The following is an 18,408-nucleotide window of genomic DNA, read 5'->3' as shown; positions in this document are numbered from 1 at the left end:
ACTCGGTCAACAAATTTTCTATCAAAGGTAGTAATTTAGCATTTCACAGCTTTGTCACGTTCGGGGGGCTTCGCCTTGGCTCTAACCTTAGCGACGTCAAAGCTGAAGACAGCCTCCTCTCAAGGCGCCGAAGCTGAAGGCTACCGGCGCTTGTGAGACATGTCGGCGGCCGGTCACCTCCGAGACGGACGCACATAACCCGCTACTGGGTCGGAGCAGACTGGACGGCCGGCGCGTTCGACGGCGCCTCGCCGGGATGGGCAAACAGCAGATATCCGAGCGCCAGGAGAATGGCGACGACGAAAATGACGAGCACGAAAATCATCATCCCGCTGCGTGCGGGTTTACCGGCATCAGGCAAACCAATCACCCCTTCTTGTCGCCTTTGACTCTGACGCCCGGCTTGCCGATGGGCATGACGCGGTCCTTGTCAAAGACGCTAGGCGCCATGCCTTGCTGCTCGCTCGATTCTCGGATCGGCGGCTCACGGCCCGGGTGTCTGTCTGGCGTCCCGGCCATCTTGTCCGACCGCTGCTCTCTGTCTTCCATGATGTCCTCCTATATGCTTGAAACGTTCTCGCCCCGAAATCGCCGATCAACGGTCGTTGATGGTCGGAAGGTGCCCTTCGGTCTCCCTCCGGGCTCGCCTTCGCCATAAATGTTCCGCACCGTCCGCCACACTTACGACCGGGACAGCGGTGAGTTCCGGATCGGCAACAATTAATAGAAGCGCTGCCGAGGTTCCTTCAAGCAACCGCACTCGCCTCAGCCCACCAACCCCCTGATCTTCGCCGCATCCTCCGCCGTCGCCGGGTTGTACACCACCATGCTGAGATCCGGCCGGCCATCCACCTGGAAGGCGGAATATTCGAAAGCGAGTGGACCAAGGATGGGGTGGCGGATGTGTTTGGCGCCCTCGCCGTGGGTGCGCACGTCGTTATCCCTCCACATCGCCAGGAATTCCGGGCTTTTGCGGCAGAGTTCGTCGACGAGAGGCTCGACCTCGGCCGCAGCACCCGCGCGGGCCGCGTCCACGCGGAAGGCCGCGACCACGAAACGGGCCACACTTTCCCAGTCGTACTGGGCGGCACGCACACGCGGATCGAGGAAGATGAAGCGCAGTACGTTGCGCTCCTCGGGCGGCAGCGCGCCGTAATCGGTCAGAAGCACGGTTGCCGCCCGGTTCCAGGCGACGACGTCCCAAATCGCGGTGCGGATCAACGCCGGGCTCGGGTCCAGCACATCGAGCACGCCCTGCAGCCGCGGCGTCACCCCCTCTTGCCTGCGGTAGCGCACCTCGGGCGGGCGTCCAAGACCGAGCAGAAAAAGATGCTCGCGCTCGACATCAGTCAGCATCAGCGCGCGAGAGATCCGGTCGAGCACATCGGCTGACGCCGCGCCGCCACGGCCCTGCTCCAGCCAAGTGTACCAGGTCGGGCTGATATTGGCGCGGCTCGCCACCTCCTCGCGGCGCAAGCCGGGCGTGCGCCGTCTCTCCCGCGCGAAGCCGAAGGCGGCGGGATCGAGCCGCACGCGACGGTCCTTCAAATAGGTGCCGAGCCGGTTATCCGAGGTGACGAACTCGCCCATCCTGTTAGCCTTTATACCATGATAATGTCACTACTTTACCATGATATCGGCAGAGCCGATATCTGTCTCCGGCAAAAACTGGAGATATCACATGCGCGTATTCGTCACTGGAGCCACCGGCTGGGTCGGCTCGGCTGTCGTCAATGAATTGATCGCCGCTGGCCATCAGGTGCTCGGCCTCACCCGCTCGGACAAGGGAGCGGATCAACTGGCCGCTGCCGGCGCCGAAGTCCATCACGGCACGCTCGATGATCTGGGAAGTCTGAAAAGCGGTGCGGCTGAGGCAGACGCCGTGATCCATACGGCATTCAACCATGATTTCTCGAAATTCGCAGAGAACTGCGCCGCCGACCGGCGCGCCATCGAGGCACTCGGCGAAGCCCTCCAAGGCTCCGATCATCCGCTGCTGGTCACAGCCGGCCTCGGCTTTGCCCCCGGCCGCGTCGGCACCGAGAAGGATCCGCCCATGCCGACATCTGAGACCTACCCTCGCGCCTCCGAAATCACCGCGGTATCGCTTGTCGCGAGTGGCGTGCGGGCATCCACTGTCCGCCTCCCGCCCTCGGTGCATGGCCATGGGGACCACGGCTTCGTGCCGATCCTGATCGATTTAGCCCGGCAGAAGGGCGTCTCGGCCTATATCGGCGAAGGGCAGAACCGCTGGCCGGCCGTGCACAGGCTCGATGCCGCCCGTGTCTATCGGCTGGCGCTGGAGCGCGGCGCCGTCGGCGGCCCGTTCCTGGCAGTCGCGGAAGAGGGAGTTCCCTTCAGGCAGATCGCCGAGGTCATCGGCCGTCGCCTCGATGTGCCCGCCGTGTCGCTCTCACGGGAAGAAGCGGCCGAGCATTTCGGCTGGTTCGCCATGTTCGCCGGCTTCGACATCCCAACCTCTAGCGAGCACACCCGCGCCCTGCTCGGCTGGCAGCCGCAGCAGCCCGGCCTGCTCGCCGATATCGACCACCCGGCTTATTTTTAAGAAAGCCCATCCTTGCGGAGGCGCCCAGGCCTGGAAGGACGAGGTGGCGCGTCCGTCGGAATCACGGGCGCACCTCGCCAAAAATAGCTTCCTAACGCGAGCGGCCCTCATTCATGTCGGCCGGGTCGTAATTGATGTCCCAATCCTTTTCGGGCTTCTTCTTGCCGGGCGGGTTCTTGTTCACCGTCGCATCCTCGGAGCCGGTAATGACGGTCGGCTTGGCGCTGGCGACGCCGCTGCTCTTCCGGTCAGCCCGCGACTTGGCGAACTGGCCGGCCGCGTCTTTCTCGGGGTTGGCCATGTCAATCGCCCTTCTGCTTCAGCGCGTCGCCGAGATCTCTCGTCTCGGGGTCGCGATTGTTTTCGCCATACGCATCGCGGTCGCGATCCGGATCGTCCTTGGCCTTCATGTAGCCGCGGGGCTTATTTGCCTTCGGCCCTTCCCAGCGGGGTGACTGATCGGTCGTGCCGGGGGCGCCGTCTTTCGGTGTCGTCATGCCCATCGTGGTTCCTCCTTGGTTGGAACAGGGAAAACCGAAAAGACCAGCAAGTGTTCCCGCGGCAATACTTTCGCGCGAAGCGCGCTTTATCGTAGCGAGGCAAGCGTGGCGCAGCAGAAAGCAAGCAAAGTGACCACGGCATTGACCGCGTGCGAATATTCCCATTGGGTGCGAAGGCTTTCCCAATTTTCCGGCTGCACGGTCCAGTTCTCCGTCGCCGCATTCGCCGGCTGGGTGAAGATCATGAAGATGACGAGATTGAGCGCGATCAGCGCGGCTGCCGCAACCGACAACATCATTGCGCTTCCATCAGCCCTGAGGGTCACGGCGTTGCCGATATTGGCCACGAGCGCCAGCGGCAGGAGCAGACCGACGATCCACCATCCGGCATAGGCCTGCTGCGCGATAAAATAGTCCGCCTTCGCCATCCCGATCTTGTTCAGGAGCGCGAAGGCGTGCGCTGCAGGTGCCACGAGCGCCAGGCCCGTTATGATGATGGCCAGGAATCTCATGGCGGATAAACCATCCGAAGGACGAAGGGTTCCAGCAGAAAATATGGAACAGTGTCGTCCGCCATCGGTTGATCAGAGGTCCACCTCAACCATGGAGCCGAAAAATGAGCAAGACCAACGTTCGTGAACTTCGGAAACGCGCCGAACAGCAGGTCAAGAACACCAGCGCCGGCGGCCATCTCGGCGGTACATATTTCGGGCAGCAACCGGACGGAAAAACTGCCTCGTCGACGACCAACGACAGCGCCAAAGCGCGGCCGAATGACGGAAGCAAATAATCGCCGGTGCGTTTCACCTCCCAGGAAAGCCCCCTGCTCCAGCCGCTATTGAATGGAGACGCCGCCGCGCTAGCTTCTGGTCGCGGCCGAGCGGCCGCGGGATACGATCTTCGGGCGAAGGCGGAGGGGCGACGTGGCATCCTATTCGATTGACGATGCGATCCGGGAACTTGCCCCGGCTCTCGGCAAGGCGCCGGCAGGCGCGGTCAGCGGCGAATGGACCGCCACCACGATGCAGGCGGGGCGTTCCTCCCGGACGGGCGGCTACCTCGATGCCGAGGGAAAGCATGTCCCGGAGGATTCCAGGCATCCGCTCGACAGCATCGCGGATGTCGTCGAAAAGCTCGCTGCCTCAGAGGGGCCACGTTTCAACAAGATGGTGATCCGCTGGAAGAAGCCGAAATTTCCGTTCATGCAGGCGAAGATCGCGCTCGAAACCAGTTATGACCAGACGATCATACCGCGCGGCCCCGACGACCCGATCTACGAGATTGCTGCGGCTGCGCGGCGCGCCTTCTGGCAGAGCCGCGGCACACTGCAGGAGGACTTCGCCGTCGAGCGCGGAACGGCCAATATTCACGCCCAGACAAAATGGTTCGGCCCGCATCGCCGCATCCTCGCCATCCACACGCCGGGAAGACTGACACTTGCCACTGACGGGCTGTCGACCCCCTGGGCCGGCATATCCGAGCCGGAGAACGGCGTCGAATGCGAGCTTTTCATGGAATTCGACGCTGCGAGACTGGATACGGCGGGGATCGAAAACTGGGCGAACCTGTTGATCAACATCGGAGACCTCGTGGCAGACGGTCATCGCGTCGCCCGCGATGTCGAGAAGCACGGCGCCATCCTGTTCTGCCGACTGACCGAGGATTATCTCCCGATGTCCCGCATCATGCTGAGCCGCGACGCAGGCCGGATCGATGGCCTGCCTTTCGGCTCCGTACCGCTGATCCGCGCGACCCCGATCGCCGAAGCCGAAATCGAAGGGCAGGACCTTTCCGACGACTGGGGCGCCACGGCCGCCCGGCACGCTCTCGCCAAACGCGCCATCAGATGATCTCAGCCGGATCGACTCAATCCGGCGCGATCTTTTGCTATTCCTGGATGTCGGGTTCGACGATTCTCGCGAGGTTTCGAAGCGACTCCTGCCAGCCGAGATAACAAGCCTCGGGCGGAATGACGTCAGGCACACCTGCCTGCACGATATCCACCTCAGTGCCGACCGAAACCTTCTTCAGCGTCACGGTGACTTCCATTTCGCCAGGCAGGTTGGGGTCGTCGAACCTATCGGTGTAGCGCAGGCGTTCGCCCGGGACGAGCTCGAGATATTCGCCGCCGAAGGCGTGGCTATTGCCCGTCGTGAAGTTGCGGAAGGACATTCTGAACGTGCCGCCGACAACCGGCTCCGAATGATGCACGGTGCAGAGGAAGCCGTTCGGCGGAAGCCACTTGGCAAGCGCGTCCGCCTCCAGGAATGCGCGATAGACTTTCTCCGGGCTGGTCGCCAGAACGCGGTGCAGGCGTATGGTACTCGGCATGGTCATGATCCTTTTGAATGGACTGAATGGACGAACCTAGGACGGGTGGGGCTTGGCCGATCCGACACCGGATCGAACTTTTCTTCAAGAAAAATTGCTAAAAGCATGTCACGCAAAAGTGTGCAGCCGTTTTGCGATAACGATATGCGTGGAAACAAAGACCTAAAGCGCAAGAGAAAACGCTGAAAGATTGGGACGCGCTTTAGGGCATCGCGGCTCAACCGGGCATGCCTTCGAACTGCGGAAGATTGAGCGATCTTACCCAGGCCAGCCGGCGCCGGGTGAACATTTCGACCGCGGCTTGATCAATTCGGGCCGGTCGAGGCTGCCGAGCGTCAAGAAGACGAGACCGGGGAAACTCTCGAGGCCGCTCTGACGAATCAGGAGATTTACCGCCGCGCCGAGGCAGTCGTCGCCACGTTCCTGCCGGCATTTCTGATCCAGATAAGCGATGAACACCGCCGAAGATCCGGGCCGCAGAGTCCGACAATGACTGGAATTTTCCACGCGTGCCAACGAGCCGACTGTCACAAAGCTGCCGCTCAATCGTCAGCAAATCGCCCCGTTACCGCCGCACCGTGCTCTCTTAAAGGTTTCATCGTAGCGACCTCGCCCAGCTTTGAGCGGCTGAGCGATCGACCGAGGCGGTCTTGCTGCCGATCAAATCATGCACTTGAAGAGGAACGAATATGATCACTCGTTACACATCTGTCGCAACATTGAGCGCTGCGGTCTTCAGTCTGCTTGCTTTCAGCCCGGCATCCGCTGTCGACATGGCCCAGGCGCAACAGCAGCCGGCCCAGACGCAGCAGCCGGCCCAAGGCCAGACACCGATGCAGGGACAACCCGGCGGCGGTGCGACCGCCCCCGTCAGCGATCAGAAAATCGAGGCCTTCGCCGTTGCCTATCTGCAAGTCGATAAGGTGAGGCAGGAATATTCCGCCAAGATCGGCGCGACGAAGGACGAGGCCGCCAAGCAGCAGTTGCAGGAAGAAGCCAAGAAGCAGATGGTCAATACCGTCCAGGCTTCTCCCGATATCTCCGTCGAGGAATACTCGTCGATCCTAACGGCCGCACAGAGCGACCCGGCTCTGGCCAAGAAAGTTCTGGAAAAGATCGGCACGCCGCCCCTGGGCCAGCAACAACAGCAGCAGGGGCAGCAGCAGCCGCAGCAATAAGGCAACGCAGCGCTTATGTCGCCACGAATAGGCAGCGGACGCCTTGCCGTTCGCGCCGGAAGCAGAGCCCGCCATTTGCCGGGCTCTGTTCACCTCGCTACGTCGACGACGGGATCACTCAATATTCGGACCCGCTCTTGTTGTGCAGGTCGTGCCGTTCGGTTCCCGCCAGCGGCGGATTGAAGATGCTGACGAGAATAAGGTCCTGATCCTTGCCGCCGCGCAGATAATGCCGGTCGTGCTTGTCGAGCACGTAGATATCGCCGGCCCGGATCGGAAAGACGTTGCCGTCCATATCCTCCACTTCGCCCTCGCCCTTGATGCAATAGCAGGCCTCCAGATGATTGCGGTACTGAAGCAGGGCCTCGCTATTGGCGCGAACGACGGTATGGCACACGGTAAAGCCCATGCCGTCGTCTTTGGTCAGCAGGCGGTGGCTCGTGCCGTTGCCCCAGTCGACGAAACGCTCGGTGAGTTCCACCTCCTTCAGATTTCTGACGAACATCGCCGATTCTCCTGACAAGTTATTGAAGATGTAGCGATGATTCATTTTCATCGCCAACCACAATTAGCTATTGAAATGGCTGGCGTTTTCAAATGATGATTCCTGCGTCATCTGTTAGGAAATTTTACACATGCAGTTGCCGCCGCTGAATGCCTTGCGCGCTTTCGAAGCCACGGCCCGCCTGATGAGCCTTTCGAAAGCGGGCGACGAGCTGCACGTCACCCATGCGGCGATCAGCCATCAAATCAAGCATCTGGAAAACTGGCTCGGCCGCAAGCTGCTGCAGAAATCGGGCCGCGGCGTTGCGTTGACCGCAGCCGGCAGCGAATATTACCGGGCCATCTCCGGATCGCTGGCGGCGATTGCGCATGCGACCGGCAACATGCGACGCGATCACGACATGCGCGCCATCACCGTCGGCTGCATTCCCTCGATCGCATCGCGCTGGCTCGTCCCTGCCCTGCCCTCGTTCCAGGAAAGCAACCCCGATCTCGACGTCAGGATCGTCTATGCCCGGGCCGAAGAACGCTTCGACGACGAGAGCCTCGACGTGCTGATCACCATGGGCGAGGATCTGAGCGGCGGCAGGGAAAGCCGCCTGCTCTTCTCCCGCCGCAACCAGCCCGTCGCCAGCCGCCATTACCTTGCCAAACGCAACTGGACGGTAGGCGACGTCTCGCTCGCCGGCACCGATCTGCTGCACGACGAATCCATCGACGGCTGGAAGGAATGGTTCCGCAAGGCCGGCCAGAAAGCGCCGGAGCCGATTCGAGGCCCGATATTCCAGGATTTCAACATGCTTGCGACGGCCGTGATCGCCGGCCACGGTGTGGCGCTCTGCCCCGTCGAGGTGTTCCGCAGGGAGATCGAGCGCGGCGATCTGCTGGTGCTTTCCGACATCGCGACGGCAGAGAACCAAGGCTATTACGTCATATCGAACAGCTGGGCGGAAAAGCCGGTGCGCCGCTTCATCGACTGGTTCATGACGGAGTGCGGATCGGGAGCTGAGATCCCCTGCCCACAGTTTGTCGAAAGGGTCGCCGCCGAGACGATGGATGCAAATGGGTCGCGGTAATAAAGACATGGCATAAGCCCATCCGCGTGCGAGTTGGGCAGAGCTTGGGGATTGTTAATCAGAATTACCTAATGTAAATCTTGGCGTGCACAGGTTGTGCGGGATCTGATTTGCTACATTATCTGGTTACACATGCGACTAGGGATGGCCTCGGACATGCGGAAAATTCATGCGGCCCCCTCGGCGCTCGGACAAACACAGGCAAAAGCTTCGAGCTCGATCGACCGGCTTTTGTTCTTTGACCGCGATTTCAATCCCGTCGAGAATTTGCTGGGCAATGAGCTGCCTGCTTCTGTCAAACCAGCAGTGTCGTTTTGGGAGCATTTTCCAGAATTGGACAAATCGGCGATTACGCTCGCCCTCCGTTCATTGGGCGACAGCGTCCAGCCTTTGCGAATATCGGGTAATCTTGGCACGCCAGCGTCGCACGGACTGACGATCTATCGGATCGGAGATCTGTTTGCCGTAGTTCGGTCCGAGGAATCTGTCGACGATGAACGCGCAACCCTTTTGCACCTGGCCACCCACGATCCACTCACTGGACTGCCGAACCGACGCCAGTTCAGTGAGGACCTCACTATATTGCTACAGGAGACCGCCGGTTCGAACGAGACTTTGTCCCTGATGCAACTCGATCTTGACGATTTCAAACCCGTTAACGACACGCTTGGGCATCCGGCCGGCGACAAGCTTCTTCAGCTCGCTGCAGGCCGCATTCAAGAGTGCCTTACCGAGGACGACAGAGCCTATCGACTGGCGGGTGACGAATTCACCGTCATATCAAGAGGCCCGGGACATCCCGCCAAAGGACACCAGCTAGCAGAAGCTTTGGTTGATGCATTCAAAAAGCCCTTCACGATAGATGGCATCGCGCTATTTGTCGGTGCCAGCATCGGCATATCAGCTGCTCCACCGGACGGTACAAGTCCGGAGCAGCTGATGAAGGCGTCCGACGTCGCACTCTACGCCGCGAAGAAGGACGGGCGCGGTCGCGCGAGACCCTTTGATCCCTCAATGCTTGAGTTGCTGGAACAACGCGAACTGCTGCGCCGCAGCCTTCGCATGGCTCTGGTCCAACAACAATTCTCTGTAGAGTACCAACCCATTGCCGAGAGCGGCAGCATTGTCGGCTTCGAAGCATTGCTCAGATGGCACCACCCTCTCCTTGGCATAATCCCACCAACGGCATTCATTCCGATGGCCGAGGCCGATGGAATGATGCCGGAAATAGGTGCCTGGGTCTTGGAGCAGGCATGTCGCGAGGCAATGAAGTGGCCGCAGAACTATATCGTCGCTGTCAATTTGTCCGCGGCTGAATTCTTGACGAGCGGCCTCACGGATCGGGTGTCCCAGACGCTGGACCTGGTCGGGCTACCGCCCGACCGTCTGGAGCTTGAAATAACCGAAAGCGTGCTCCTTGAGCGGACCGTCAACAATATCGATACGTTGAACACTCTCAACGTGCTGGGCATACGAATCTCGCTTGATGATTTCGGGACCGAATATTCCTCCCTGAGTTATCTGAAGACATTCCCTTTCGACACGATCAAAATCGACAAATACTTTATCACCGATCTGGAAAGCGATCCGAAAAGCCAGACGATCGTCCGCTGTATCGTCAACCTCGCACATGGTCTCGACATGCAGGTGACGGCCGAAGGGGTCGAGACTCCGGCTCAGGCGGAATGGTTGGGCAGTGTGGGCTGCGACAGGCTTCAGGGCTATCTGGTGAGCAGGCCGCTTCCGGTCGAGGCGATCGGCGAGTTCATCAACCGGGCTGAAACATCCGTGAGCCACGTTCTGGTATAAAAAACGAGTGATTTTTGAGGGCATCTGACGCTCCAGACAACTGATGGAGGCTGTATTGGAAGAGGAAGCATCTGGCTTCGATGACCATGCATTGGCGCCGATGGTATCGCTGGAATTGAACGTTGCGACGTTCAAATCTCAGTGGCAGTTTTGCGACAGGATTACCGAATATCTCTCAGACATTCTCGGCCAAGGTCACAGCGATCCCGCTCGATATTCGAATTTTCTTTCCGTCGCAGCCAACGAGCTCGTTGAACTAGCCTTTCGCTCGACGGGTGAGCCGGGAAGGATAAGTTTCAGCCTCTATCGGGGCGCGACGTTCAACCGGCTGAGAATTGCCTTTGCCCGCGAGGACCGCGAGAGTACGAGTATGAAATCAAGTGAACGCCAGTCTCTACCGGGCGCCGGGTCTGACCTGAAGTCCGGCGGGACGATTTTGCTCAGAGATCTGGCAACCATATTCCGCGCCGCTATCCGAATTGAGCAAGACGGCGCCCGCAGGATGCAAATCATCGCGGATTTCCCCTCGGCCGAGGATTTCCGATGACCCTGCTTGCCCGCCCCTTCACCGTTCATTTTGATCCGACAAATCAGGAGCTGTTGTTGTCCGGCAAGATGCGGCCTGAAAGCTCCGACGAGATTGCCGATGCTCTCGAACTCGTGCGGCAAAGTTTGGAAAATTACAGCGGCGTCGTTTATCTCAATGTCAAACGCCTGACGCATATCAACATGACGGCCTTCGCAGCCCTTTCCGAGGTGCTCACGGAAAGCTGCCGGACCATGCCTGAACGGAAGATCGTCATCGTTACGTCGAGCGTGGTGGCATGGTCGACCTCGTTGTTCCAGACCTTGGCGGCAGCACAACCAAACCTGTCGGTTGAAGTCTACGATTCGGCGTTTTATCCCGGCCAGAGCTTTGTCGAGGATGAGAGCTTCATTCCCATTCTGCGCACCCAGACGAAGATGACATGGCAGCACGAACGCGAACTGTTGCCTCGCCACGGTTTGCGCAGCGGTCTTGTCATCGCGGATATCTGTTGCGGAATTGGGGACTTCGCGGCGTTGGTTCAACGAGAATTTAAACCGGCACGCCTTGTCGCGTTGGATCACTCCGTGCGCAGCCTCGAATATGCACGCAGGGTCGCTGCCGACTTCGATCTGCAGGGAATCGAATACACCTATGGTGACGCGGCGCAAATGCTGCTGCGAGACAATCAATTCGACTTTGTCACCTGCCGACATTCACTGCAGATTTTCAACCGTCCCGAGACGCTGCTCAGGGAGCTTTACCGCATCTGTAAACCTGGCGGCCGCGTCTACATCACCAATGAAAAAAATTCGCATTGTCTGGGCGAGCCACATGCTGAATCCATAAAATGGACTTATGAGGAGGTCGCCAAACTGTTCAAGCACTTCGACATGGATGTCGAGATGGGGCCGAAAAGCCGCCATCTCCTTGCTGACGCCGGGTTCGATAGCATCAAGGTCGATTGCTTTATGGTCACGAACCTTGACGGGGATCCCCAAGACTTCGCAGACATCATCGAAGCTTGGGAGAATGTCTATGCTGGCGAGATGGCCGTCCGGCGGGGGGACTCATCAGATTTCATTCGCAGGTTCCGACAAGGATTCAGAGATCATATCTTTGCTGCTCTTCACCCCAAGGGTTATGCAGGCTGGCCGATCTGGGCCGCTTCCGGCCGAAAGCCGCTGTGATGGACGGGAGATCATCATCGAAGAGACCGGCACGACTGGGCTCATTTCGGGCGAAGTTCATCCTAGTCGTCGGTGGCGCCGTCCTTTTCGACTTGCTGGTCAGCGGCGGCCTAGCGCTTTGGAATGTTCAGAGGCTGTCGCGCGACGCCACCCTCGAAGTCGGACAGGGTCTCGAAGCAGCAAGTCAGGAATACATCCGCACCTATGCCGATTCCACCGCAGCCCAGGTGAGTTTGCTCCTGCGGCAGGTTCATAGCGACGTCAGTACGCTGGCAGGCGTGCTCCAGGCGCAGATCGATGATCCCGCCCGCAATTCGGACGTCGGCGCGGCAATCGCCCGCACATCGCCTGGCAGCGTCAGCCTTGTTTACGATGAGAAGGGAAAATGGTCTCAGAACCTGCCCGGCTCCGCTTCGGTTGTGAGCGTCTGGGGTTACTTGCTCGGACCTGACCATCGGCCGAAACCCGACATCCAGCGCGATCTAGAGACGAGCGCGGTTCTCGACATCGTTGCGCCGAGCCTGCTGCAGCACGGCGCTTCCAAGCTGCAGATGTATTACATCGGGCCGAAAGAACGGCCAATCTTCAGGACGGCGCCTTACACCGACCAGGCTCAGACCTTCGATCGCCTTTATTCGGGGCACAACGAAGCCGATTTCTGGGACTTCTTTTTCCCCGGGCTTTACGAGTCCTGGCAGGGCTGGGCCAAGGACGCGAAAACGCGGCCGGTCGCCGACGATATCACGCAGACCGCTCCATATACCGATGCCATTACCGGAAAGCTGATCGTCAGCTTCTTTCATCCACTGTGGACAGCCGACAGGAAAGATGTCGCCGGAACGGCTGGTGCGGACATTACGCTCGACCAGCTCGCGCAGATTGTTGAGAATGTGAAAGTGGCCCAGTCCGGCTTTGGATTTCTCGCAATGTCTGACGGAAACGTTGTGGCGATCAACAGCACAGGAGAAAAAACCCTCGGTCTGCGTTCTGCGAGCGATGCGAGCGGAGCCGGCGCCTTGACTGGCCTGGAGCGCTCCCTGAAGGGAAGCTCCCAGCCTGCCATCGCCAAACTGGCTCTTGACCGAGAACAGGGCATTCAGCACCTGCTGTTGCAGCAGGACGGCAACGAGGTCCCCTATATCGCTATCGTCAAGAAACTGCCGGCAACCAATCTCTGGGTCAGTGGCCCGGTTCGGCAAGAGTCGATGTTGCTGGGGGTCGTTGTGCCCGAGCGAGAAATCGATGCCTCGCTCTATGCGGCCCAGGCCAAAATTTCCGAAGCGACGAACCGGATCGTGCTCTACCAAATTCTGGCGATCCTGATGTCCCTGCTGATCGTGACGATCGCGGTCTTTGCGGCCTCGAAACGAATAACCAGCGGAATCAGCGCCCTGGCAGGGGCCGCCAAACGGATTCAGGCGAAGGATTATTCCGTCAGAGTGGCCATCACAAGCAGAGACGAAGTCGGTGAGGCCGGTGAAGCCTTCAATCGCATGGCCGAAGAGATCAGCTATCACACCGAAAATCTCGAGCAGCTCGTCGAAGAGCGAACCGCTCAAATCGAAGATGCAAAGGAAGAGATTTCGACACTGAACGCACAGCTCCAGCGTGAAAATCGACGTCTCGGAACAGAGCTGGCCGTCGCCGAGAGAATCCAGCTCATGGTTCTTCCGCTGCATCAGGAGCTTGAGGAATTTCAGGCCCTCGAGATCGCCGCCTATATGAGACCGGCAGAAGAAGTCGGTGGCGATTATTACGACGTATTGAAGAACGGAAGCCGATTGAAGATTGGCATCGGCGACGTCACCGGGCACGGGCTCGAAAGCGGCGTGTTGATGTTGATGGTTCAGTCCGTCGCCCGCGCCCTGCAGGAAGCCGGAAACACCGATGCAGTCAAATTTCTTACTGACCTGAACAGCGCCCTGTTTAAAAATATCGTGAGGACTAAAATCGACAAGCATCTCACTCTGGCGTTTCTTGACTACGACGGAAAAGAAATGGTCCTGTCGGGACAGCACGAGGAAGTTGTGGTCATAAGGGCAAATGGCGAGGTCGAGCGCATAGACACGATGGATCTCGGTATACCGATCGGGTTGGAAGCCGATATTTCTGCCTTCATTAAAACCCGTGAAATAGCGTTCGAGAAGGGCGACCTGATACTCCTGCACACGGACGGCGTAACAGAAGCCGAAAACGACGCGGGAGAACTGTTTGGCATCGAGCGCCTGTGCCGCGAAGCACTTCGCTTGAAAGATCTGAGCGCTGAGAAAGTCGTTTCCGGAATTGTAGCGACATTGATGCTCTTCATCGGATCGCAGAAGATCTACGACGACATCACGCTTCTCGCAGTGCGGCATAGGTGAGATATGATGCCAACGGTGTTCGGTATCGAATCTCTGGCCGGCATAAGCCTGGATTCAAGCACTCGCCTCACGTTAAGCGATGGACCGCTTCAGCTTGGATGGAAGCACTCAGGAATGACCGCGGACTTTATAGCAGAAGTCATGGCTCTGCCGTATTCACGGTCGAGGAAAGACTACATGCAGGCGCATCATGACATCGGATATCTCAGCAATGAGCTTATCGAAAATGCCGTCAAGTTTCGACAGCCTGGAGAGATCCTCATTGAAGCCGGAATATTCGAGGGAACCTTTTTGATAAGGGTGAAGAACGCGATCGACGGTGTGACGTCATCTCGCTTTCAGCAACTGCTGCATCGCCTGCAATCGAAGGACCCCGGGGAACTTCTTCTTGAGCAAATCGAAACCAATGCCATATCGGCAGCAGGCGGTTCGGGCTTGGGATTGCTCACTCTTCTGAGCGATTACGATGCAAAAATGGCATGGGCATTCGAAGAGAATAATGACCATCGTGTCATACTGACGACGACTGCAGCTGTGGCGATGCCGCCCTCCTCCAATCTGTGAGCGAAGAATGGAAATCAGCGACGAAAACTTCCGCGTATGGGCTGAGAAAAACGAAGTGTATTTCGATGGCGTATTCCGGCTGGCAGGACCGGACGCCTATGCGCCGATCTACTCCTTGGTATCCGGCCTGCTCCATGGCGAGCACAAACAGGTGACCTTCAACCTGACAGGTCTCGAGTTTCTCAATTCCTCTGGCATAAATCTGCTAGCAAAGCTGACGATCGAAGCCAGAAAGACGGGCGACCTCCTGCTCGTCGTCAAAGGCACCAATCAATATCCTTGGCAAGCGAAGTCCCTCCCGAATCTCAAGAAGTTACACCCGCTTCTCGATTTGCGCATGGCGTGATTCTCTTTGGTCGAAGGTGCCCTGCGCCGAGAGGTGTTCGCCGCCGCTCTGTCGCCCCTCCCGCGACGCGTCTGCAGACGAGCTAGATGAAAAATTCTGAGCAGCAATTGGCTTCAAACCGAAAGCCGCGTTGGGACGAAAAAGGGATTCGTTAAGTATTCCACGCCATCTAGGACCATTGCCGGGGCCGGCATGGGACCTCGGTCCGATGTGCAACGCGCGACCACCGTCTAACCTCTCGTATCTGCTCAAGCCGTGCATCTACACGGCGCTTGATCCGATTTGGAGGAAACAATGCGGATAGCAACCTTAGCGTCCTTGGCCGTGCTCTCGCTGGCTCTTGCAGCAAGCCCGGCAACGATTGCCGGGATCGACATGACCGCGCTGGCAAAGAGTGGTGGAAACGGTGGCGGCAACGGTGGGGGCAATGGCGGCGGCGGTCACGGCGGCGGCGGTGGAAACAGCGGCAACCATGGCAGCAGCAGCCAGGATAGCGGTTCAACCCATGGCAACTCCAAATCTCAAGGCGTGAAAGGCAAATCCACCGAGCCGGCAGGCAAGTCCAAGTCCGTCAAGGCAGACGAGACCAAAGTCAGCACCAAAGAAAAGAACCTGTCGGCGCAACTTGCGGGCCTGAACTCCTTGAAGCGAAACTACAAGGCGTTGATGCATACGTCGGACCCACGCATGACGGCCATCGCGGCCTATGCCGTGGGTTATGCCCAGTATGAACTCGACAATGGAATCGAGCCCGCAGCCGATGACCCTCTATTGGGGGATCAGGCGCTGGAGGACGCATTGGCTTCCGCAACAAAAACCGGTGAAGTCAGTCCGGCCGTTCTGGAAGAGGCCAAAACCATTCTCGGGGTTGGCGACGCAAACGGCAAGATCGATCAAATCCGCACCTCGCTGGAGAACGCCGCGCCGGCGACATCCGAGGAATAGCCGATAAAGTTGCGAGCGGTGTGGAGCCGACAAGTATGGCTCCGCACTAAACTACGAAGAGCATCTCCGTTCTGTTTGAGTATGGAGATGCTCTTTTTTTATCGATTTCAGACGCAGAACCTTTTGCTCGAATTGCTCCAAGATGACGGTCGATCGCCCGCCGCCTCGAAGTCCCTGTGTTGTGATGAGCCGTCGAGCGTGTGGAATTCATTCCACCCGGCAGTCATGTTTGTCGATGTCCCGACCAGATCGAGCCATCGACCGATCGCGTTTGCCGACAACGGTGTCGCCGTATTGAAAACCATCGGTCGTTTGCGAACCCGCCTTGATCGGGCAGAGGCCGGCCTGCGGCCCCTGCCTTGCAGGTGAAAGCCGCGTCACCCCGCGAGCTCGATGATCGCGCAGCCGTAGCCTTCGAGATCGAGCCTGCCGGCAACCGGCTTTTCGTCATCGAGAAGGTCGCGGCCAGCGGGAACGCCGCCGATGGCGGCCGGCTGGTCGGTGTAGTTCTGGATGAACAGCAACCGGCGCTCTTCGTTCATCCGCATGGTCACCTCGACGCCCTCGGGAAGGTCGCCGATCAGCGGCTCGATTCCGACAGGTGCAAACAGCCGCTCGGCAAGCGCTGCCGTCAGATCCGGGGTGAGATAGGTGCCGACATAGACCACCTGTCCCTTGCCGAGCTTGCGCGACGTCGCCATCGGCTGGCCCTCGGCATAGCGGTTGGACCAGGCCGCGACCACCTCGACATCGCCTGCGATCGCCAGGTTTTCATAAAAATAGCCGGCAGCCAGTTCGCGATTGCCGATCTTGAAGCGGCGTTCGCGCCGATGCGATTCCGCCGGCTTGTTCGGCGGAATGACAAGCCCGCCCGAACGCTCCATCACATCGAAAAGCCCGTTGGCGCCGGGGGCGGCGAGACGGCCGAAATCCTCGACACGTACGCCTGTGAGCCGCGACAGCGATGTGCCGGGCGCGGTCTCACGGATGACGTGGTTGTCTTCGTTGCGCGTGCCGGTGCGCGCGCCGATGACGACGGTGCCGCCCTGCTCGGCGAAGGATTTCAGCCTTTCGGTCCATTCGTCCTTCCACATCACCCAGTGGGGGACATAGAGCAGCTTCAGCTTGGAAAGATCGTCCTCGGGATGAATGAAGCCGCAAGCAATGCCGCGGTCATAGCAATATTGGTGCAGCAGGATCGCATCGTCCTGCGGGCTCGGCAGGCCGATCGGATAGGTCTTATGGGCTTCCTGATTGTCGAAGTCGGATCCGGCAATGCCGACATCCATGCGCACATAGGTGCCGAGGATCTTGGGCGCCAGCGCGGTCATCTCGGTTGCGAAGCGCTTCGCCTCGTCATAGCGATGGCGGGCGACGTCGTCGTGGTCGATGATGCCCATCCAGTAAATCTCGGCGCCGAAATGGGCCGGGCGCCAGCGGAAGAACATCAAGCCGTCAGCGCCATGGGCGACCGAGGAAAGTGCCATGCGGCGCAGTTCGCCCGGCTCCGGCGTCAGCGTGCAGAAACCCGGCTGGCTGCCGAAGCCCGATTGCTGCTCGGGAACGATATAGTTGCCGGAAAAACCGCGGCAGATATCGAGATGCAGCGCCTGGACCTTGGCGTGGTTTCCGAGCCGCTGGAACTCGTCGTAGAGCATCGGGTAGATGTCGTAGCCGACGAAATCGAGATCCGTGGTGAACTGGCCGCGAAAGTCGATATCCCGGAGACCGCCGAGATTGTGGAAGACGAACCAGGAGGGTTTTACGGCGCGCAGGATCTCCACCTGGTCGTGCTGAAAGCGTGCCGTCGAGAAGGCGAGGAAACGATGATAATCCTGCAGATGGCCGGGGCTCGGGAAGGTCGGGCCGAACTCGATCGGCAGCACCACCTGGTCGAAGCTGTCATAGGCCGTCGCCCAGAAATCGCCGCCCCACGCCGTGTTGAGCCTGCTGATCTCGCCGTATTTGCCAGCGAGGAAGGCCTGGAATTCGGTGAGCGTCGCCTTGGAAAAGCTTTCCGGCATGCTGGTGTTCAGCTCGTTGTCGGTCTGCCAGCCGACGACAAAAGGATTGTCGCGATAGTGCTCGGCCATCGCTTTGGTGATGCGCCGGCTGTGTTCGCGAAAAACCGGGCTTGCCGTGTCGCAATGCTGGCGCGAGCCATGGCTCATCGGCCGGCCCTTGCCGTCGACCCTTAAGATCTCCGGATGCGCCACGGTCAGCCAGCGCGGCGGCGTTGCCGTCGGCGTGCACATGATCGTGTCGATGTCGTAGCGCCCGAGCATGGCGATGGCGCGGTCGAACAGGTCGAAATCGAAGATGCCGAGCTTCGGCTGGAGAATATGCCAGGCGAATTCGGCCATTCTGACCACGTTGAAGCCGGCCTTCGCCATGCGCTCGGCATCGCGCTCCCAGTAGCTTTCATCGACGTGCTCGGGATAATGCGGGGCGCCGACGAGGAAGCGGTCGGTCTTGACGGGGTTCCATACGGAGAGGGTCTTGTCGGACAC

Annotated in this window: 21 protein-coding genes and 1 pseudogene; 12 read left to right on the top strand and 10 right to left on the bottom strand. The window is 59.3% G+C overall.

All coding sequences use genetic code 11. The features are described from left to right. Positions 1-202 precede the first annotated feature (202 nt). The 3 genes from ACIPSK_RS05425 to ACIPSK_RS05415 form a co-directional block, all read right to left on the bottom strand. Entirely contained in the window at positions 203-328 is a 126-nt protein-coding gene (locus ACIPSK_RS05425; RefSeq protein WP_017964882.1) for a hypothetical protein, read from the bottom strand. Positions 329-366: 38 nt separating this feature from the next. Further along, on the bottom strand, positions 367-549 hold the full coding sequence (locus ACIPSK_RS05420; RefSeq protein ID WP_162116136.1) for a hypothetical protein: 183 nt from the start codon (positions 547-549) through the stop codon (positions 367-369). Between the two features lie 216 nt (positions 550-765). After that, a complete protein-coding gene (locus ACIPSK_RS05415; RefSeq protein ID WP_162116135.1) occupies positions 766-1,590 on the bottom strand; it encodes a helix-turn-helix transcriptional regulator in 825 nt (274 codons plus the stop codon). A 91-nt stretch (positions 1,591-1,681) separates the two neighbouring features. Between ACIPSK_RS05415 and ACIPSK_RS05410 the strand changes: the two genes are divergently transcribed. After that, positions 1,682-2,566 carry an SDR family oxidoreductase gene (locus ACIPSK_RS05410; protein WP_162116134.1) on the top strand — a complete coding sequence of 295 codons (885 nt, stop codon included), beginning with the start codon at positions 1,682-1,684 and terminating at the stop codon, positions 2,564-2,566. A 91-nt stretch (positions 2,567-2,657) separates the two neighbouring features. Here ACIPSK_RS05410 and ACIPSK_RS05405 read toward each other — a convergent pair whose 3' ends face one another. From ACIPSK_RS05405 to ACIPSK_RS05395, 3 genes are all read right to left on the bottom strand, one after another. Continuing rightward, positions 2,658-2,867 carry a hypothetical protein gene (locus ACIPSK_RS05405; protein ID WP_132609999.1) on the bottom strand — a complete coding sequence of 70 codons (210 nt, stop codon included), beginning with the start codon at positions 2,865-2,867 and terminating at the stop codon, positions 2,658-2,660. A gap of 1 nt (position 2,868) precedes the next feature. Then, a complete protein-coding gene (locus ACIPSK_RS05400; protein WP_017964887.1) occupies positions 2,869-3,069 on the bottom strand; it encodes a hypothetical protein in 201 nt (66 codons plus the stop codon). An 83-nt stretch (positions 3,070-3,152) separates the two neighbouring features. Beyond that, positions 3,153-3,578, bottom strand: coding sequence for a hypothetical protein (locus tag ACIPSK_RS05395; RefSeq protein WP_162116133.1), 426 nt, complete (start codon positions 3,576-3,578; stop codon positions 3,153-3,155). Between the two features lie 104 nt (positions 3,579-3,682). Here ACIPSK_RS05395 and ACIPSK_RS05390 point away from each other — a divergent pair, with 104 nt between their 5' ends. Beyond that, entirely contained in the window at positions 3,683-3,856 is a 174-nt protein-coding gene (locus ACIPSK_RS05390; RefSeq protein WP_017964889.1) for a hypothetical protein, read from the top strand. Between the two features lie 133 nt (positions 3,857-3,989). Next, the gene (locus ACIPSK_RS05385; RefSeq protein ID WP_162116132.1) at positions 3,990-4,916 is read left to right on the top strand and encodes a hypothetical protein; all 927 of its coding nucleotides are present in this window, start codon (positions 3,990-3,992) and stop codon (positions 4,914-4,916) included. 37 nt (positions 4,917-4,953) lie between these two features. Here the strand turns inward: ACIPSK_RS05385 and ACIPSK_RS05380 are convergent, their stop codons facing one another. Together ACIPSK_RS05380 and ACIPSK_RS05375 are read right to left on the bottom strand one after the other, a co-directional pair. Further along, positions 4,954-5,397, bottom strand: coding sequence for an SRPBCC family protein (locus ACIPSK_RS05380; protein ID WP_064247377.1), 444 nt, complete (start codon positions 5,395-5,397; stop codon positions 4,954-4,956). Positions 5,398-5,614: 217 nt separating this feature from the next. Next, positions 5,615-5,769 (bottom strand): annotated as a pseudogene (locus ACIPSK_RS05375) (GFA family protein); the annotation flags it as partial. Between the two features lie 317 nt (positions 5,770-6,086). Here ACIPSK_RS05375 and ACIPSK_RS05370 point away from each other — a divergent pair. Further along, positions 6,087-6,575: a DUF4168 domain-containing protein gene (locus ACIPSK_RS05370; protein WP_162116131.1), complete on the top strand. Its 489-nt coding sequence runs from the start codon at positions 6,087-6,089 to the stop codon at positions 6,573-6,575. Between the two features lie 118 nt (positions 6,576-6,693). On the opposite strand, the gene ACIPSK_RS05365 is transcribed toward ACIPSK_RS05370, so the two are convergent. After that, on the bottom strand, positions 6,694-7,080 hold the full coding sequence (locus tag ACIPSK_RS05365; RefSeq protein ID WP_162116130.1) for an ectoine synthase: 387 nt from the start codon (positions 7,078-7,080) through the stop codon (positions 6,694-6,696). 130 nt (positions 7,081-7,210) lie between these two features. Here ACIPSK_RS05365 and ACIPSK_RS05360 point away from each other — a divergent pair, with 130 nt between their 5' ends. The 8 genes from ACIPSK_RS05360 to ACIPSK_RS05325 all read left to right on the top strand — a co-directional run bounded on the left by ACIPSK_RS05360 (position 7,211) and on the right by ACIPSK_RS05325 (position 15,898). Further along, on the top strand, positions 7,211-8,155 hold the full coding sequence (locus tag ACIPSK_RS05360; protein ID WP_246709637.1) for a LysR substrate-binding domain-containing protein: 945 nt from the start codon (positions 7,211-7,213) through the stop codon (positions 8,153-8,155). A gap of 156 nt (positions 8,156-8,311) precedes the next feature. Next, a complete protein-coding gene (locus ACIPSK_RS05355; protein WP_162116129.1) occupies positions 8,312-9,964 on the top strand; it encodes a putative bifunctional diguanylate cyclase/phosphodiesterase in 1,653 nt (550 codons plus the stop codon). Between the two features lie 55 nt (positions 9,965-10,019). Then, positions 10,020-10,511: a hypothetical protein gene (locus tag ACIPSK_RS05350; protein WP_162116128.1), complete on the top strand. Its 492-nt coding sequence runs from the start codon at positions 10,020-10,022 to the stop codon at positions 10,509-10,511. Beyond that, the gene (locus ACIPSK_RS05345) at positions 10,508-11,680 is read left to right on the top strand and encodes a class I SAM-dependent methyltransferase (protein ID WP_162116127.1); all 1,173 of its coding nucleotides are present in this window, start codon (positions 10,508-10,510) and stop codon (positions 11,678-11,680) included. Before ACIPSK_RS05350 ends, ACIPSK_RS05345 begins: the two co-directional genes overlap by 4 nt. Further along, positions 11,680-14,043 (top strand): SpoIIE family protein phosphatase, encoded by a 2,364-nt coding sequence (locus tag ACIPSK_RS05340; RefSeq protein ID WP_168724686.1) that lies wholly within the window; start codon positions 11,680-11,682, stop codon positions 14,041-14,043. Before ACIPSK_RS05345 ends, ACIPSK_RS05340 begins: the two co-directional genes overlap by 1 nt. Positions 14,044-14,046: 3 nt before the next feature. Next, entirely contained in the window at positions 14,047-14,607 is a 561-nt protein-coding gene (locus ACIPSK_RS05335) for a slr1658 superfamily regulator (protein WP_162116125.1), read from the top strand. A 7-nt stretch (positions 14,608-14,614) separates the two neighbouring features. Beyond that, on the top strand, positions 14,615-14,953 hold the full coding sequence (locus ACIPSK_RS05330) for a slr1659 superfamily regulator (protein WP_162116124.1): 339 nt from the start codon (positions 14,615-14,617) through the stop codon (positions 14,951-14,953). A gap of 294 nt (positions 14,954-15,247) precedes the next feature. Beyond that, on the top strand, positions 15,248-15,898 hold the full coding sequence (locus tag ACIPSK_RS05325; protein ID WP_162116123.1) for a hypothetical protein: 651 nt from the start codon (positions 15,248-15,250) through the stop codon (positions 15,896-15,898). Between the two features lie 377 nt (positions 15,899-16,275). Here the strand turns inward: ACIPSK_RS05325 and ACIPSK_RS05320 are convergent, their stop codons facing one another. After that, entirely contained in the window at positions 16,276-18,408 is a 2,133-nt protein-coding gene (locus ACIPSK_RS05320; protein WP_162116122.1) for a beta-galactosidase, read from the bottom strand.

This window comes from Rhizobium sp. LARHSG275 (assembly GCF_052871115.1).
Note: the sequence above shows the minus strand (reverse complement) of the source record. Positions and strands in the feature narration are given on the sequence as shown.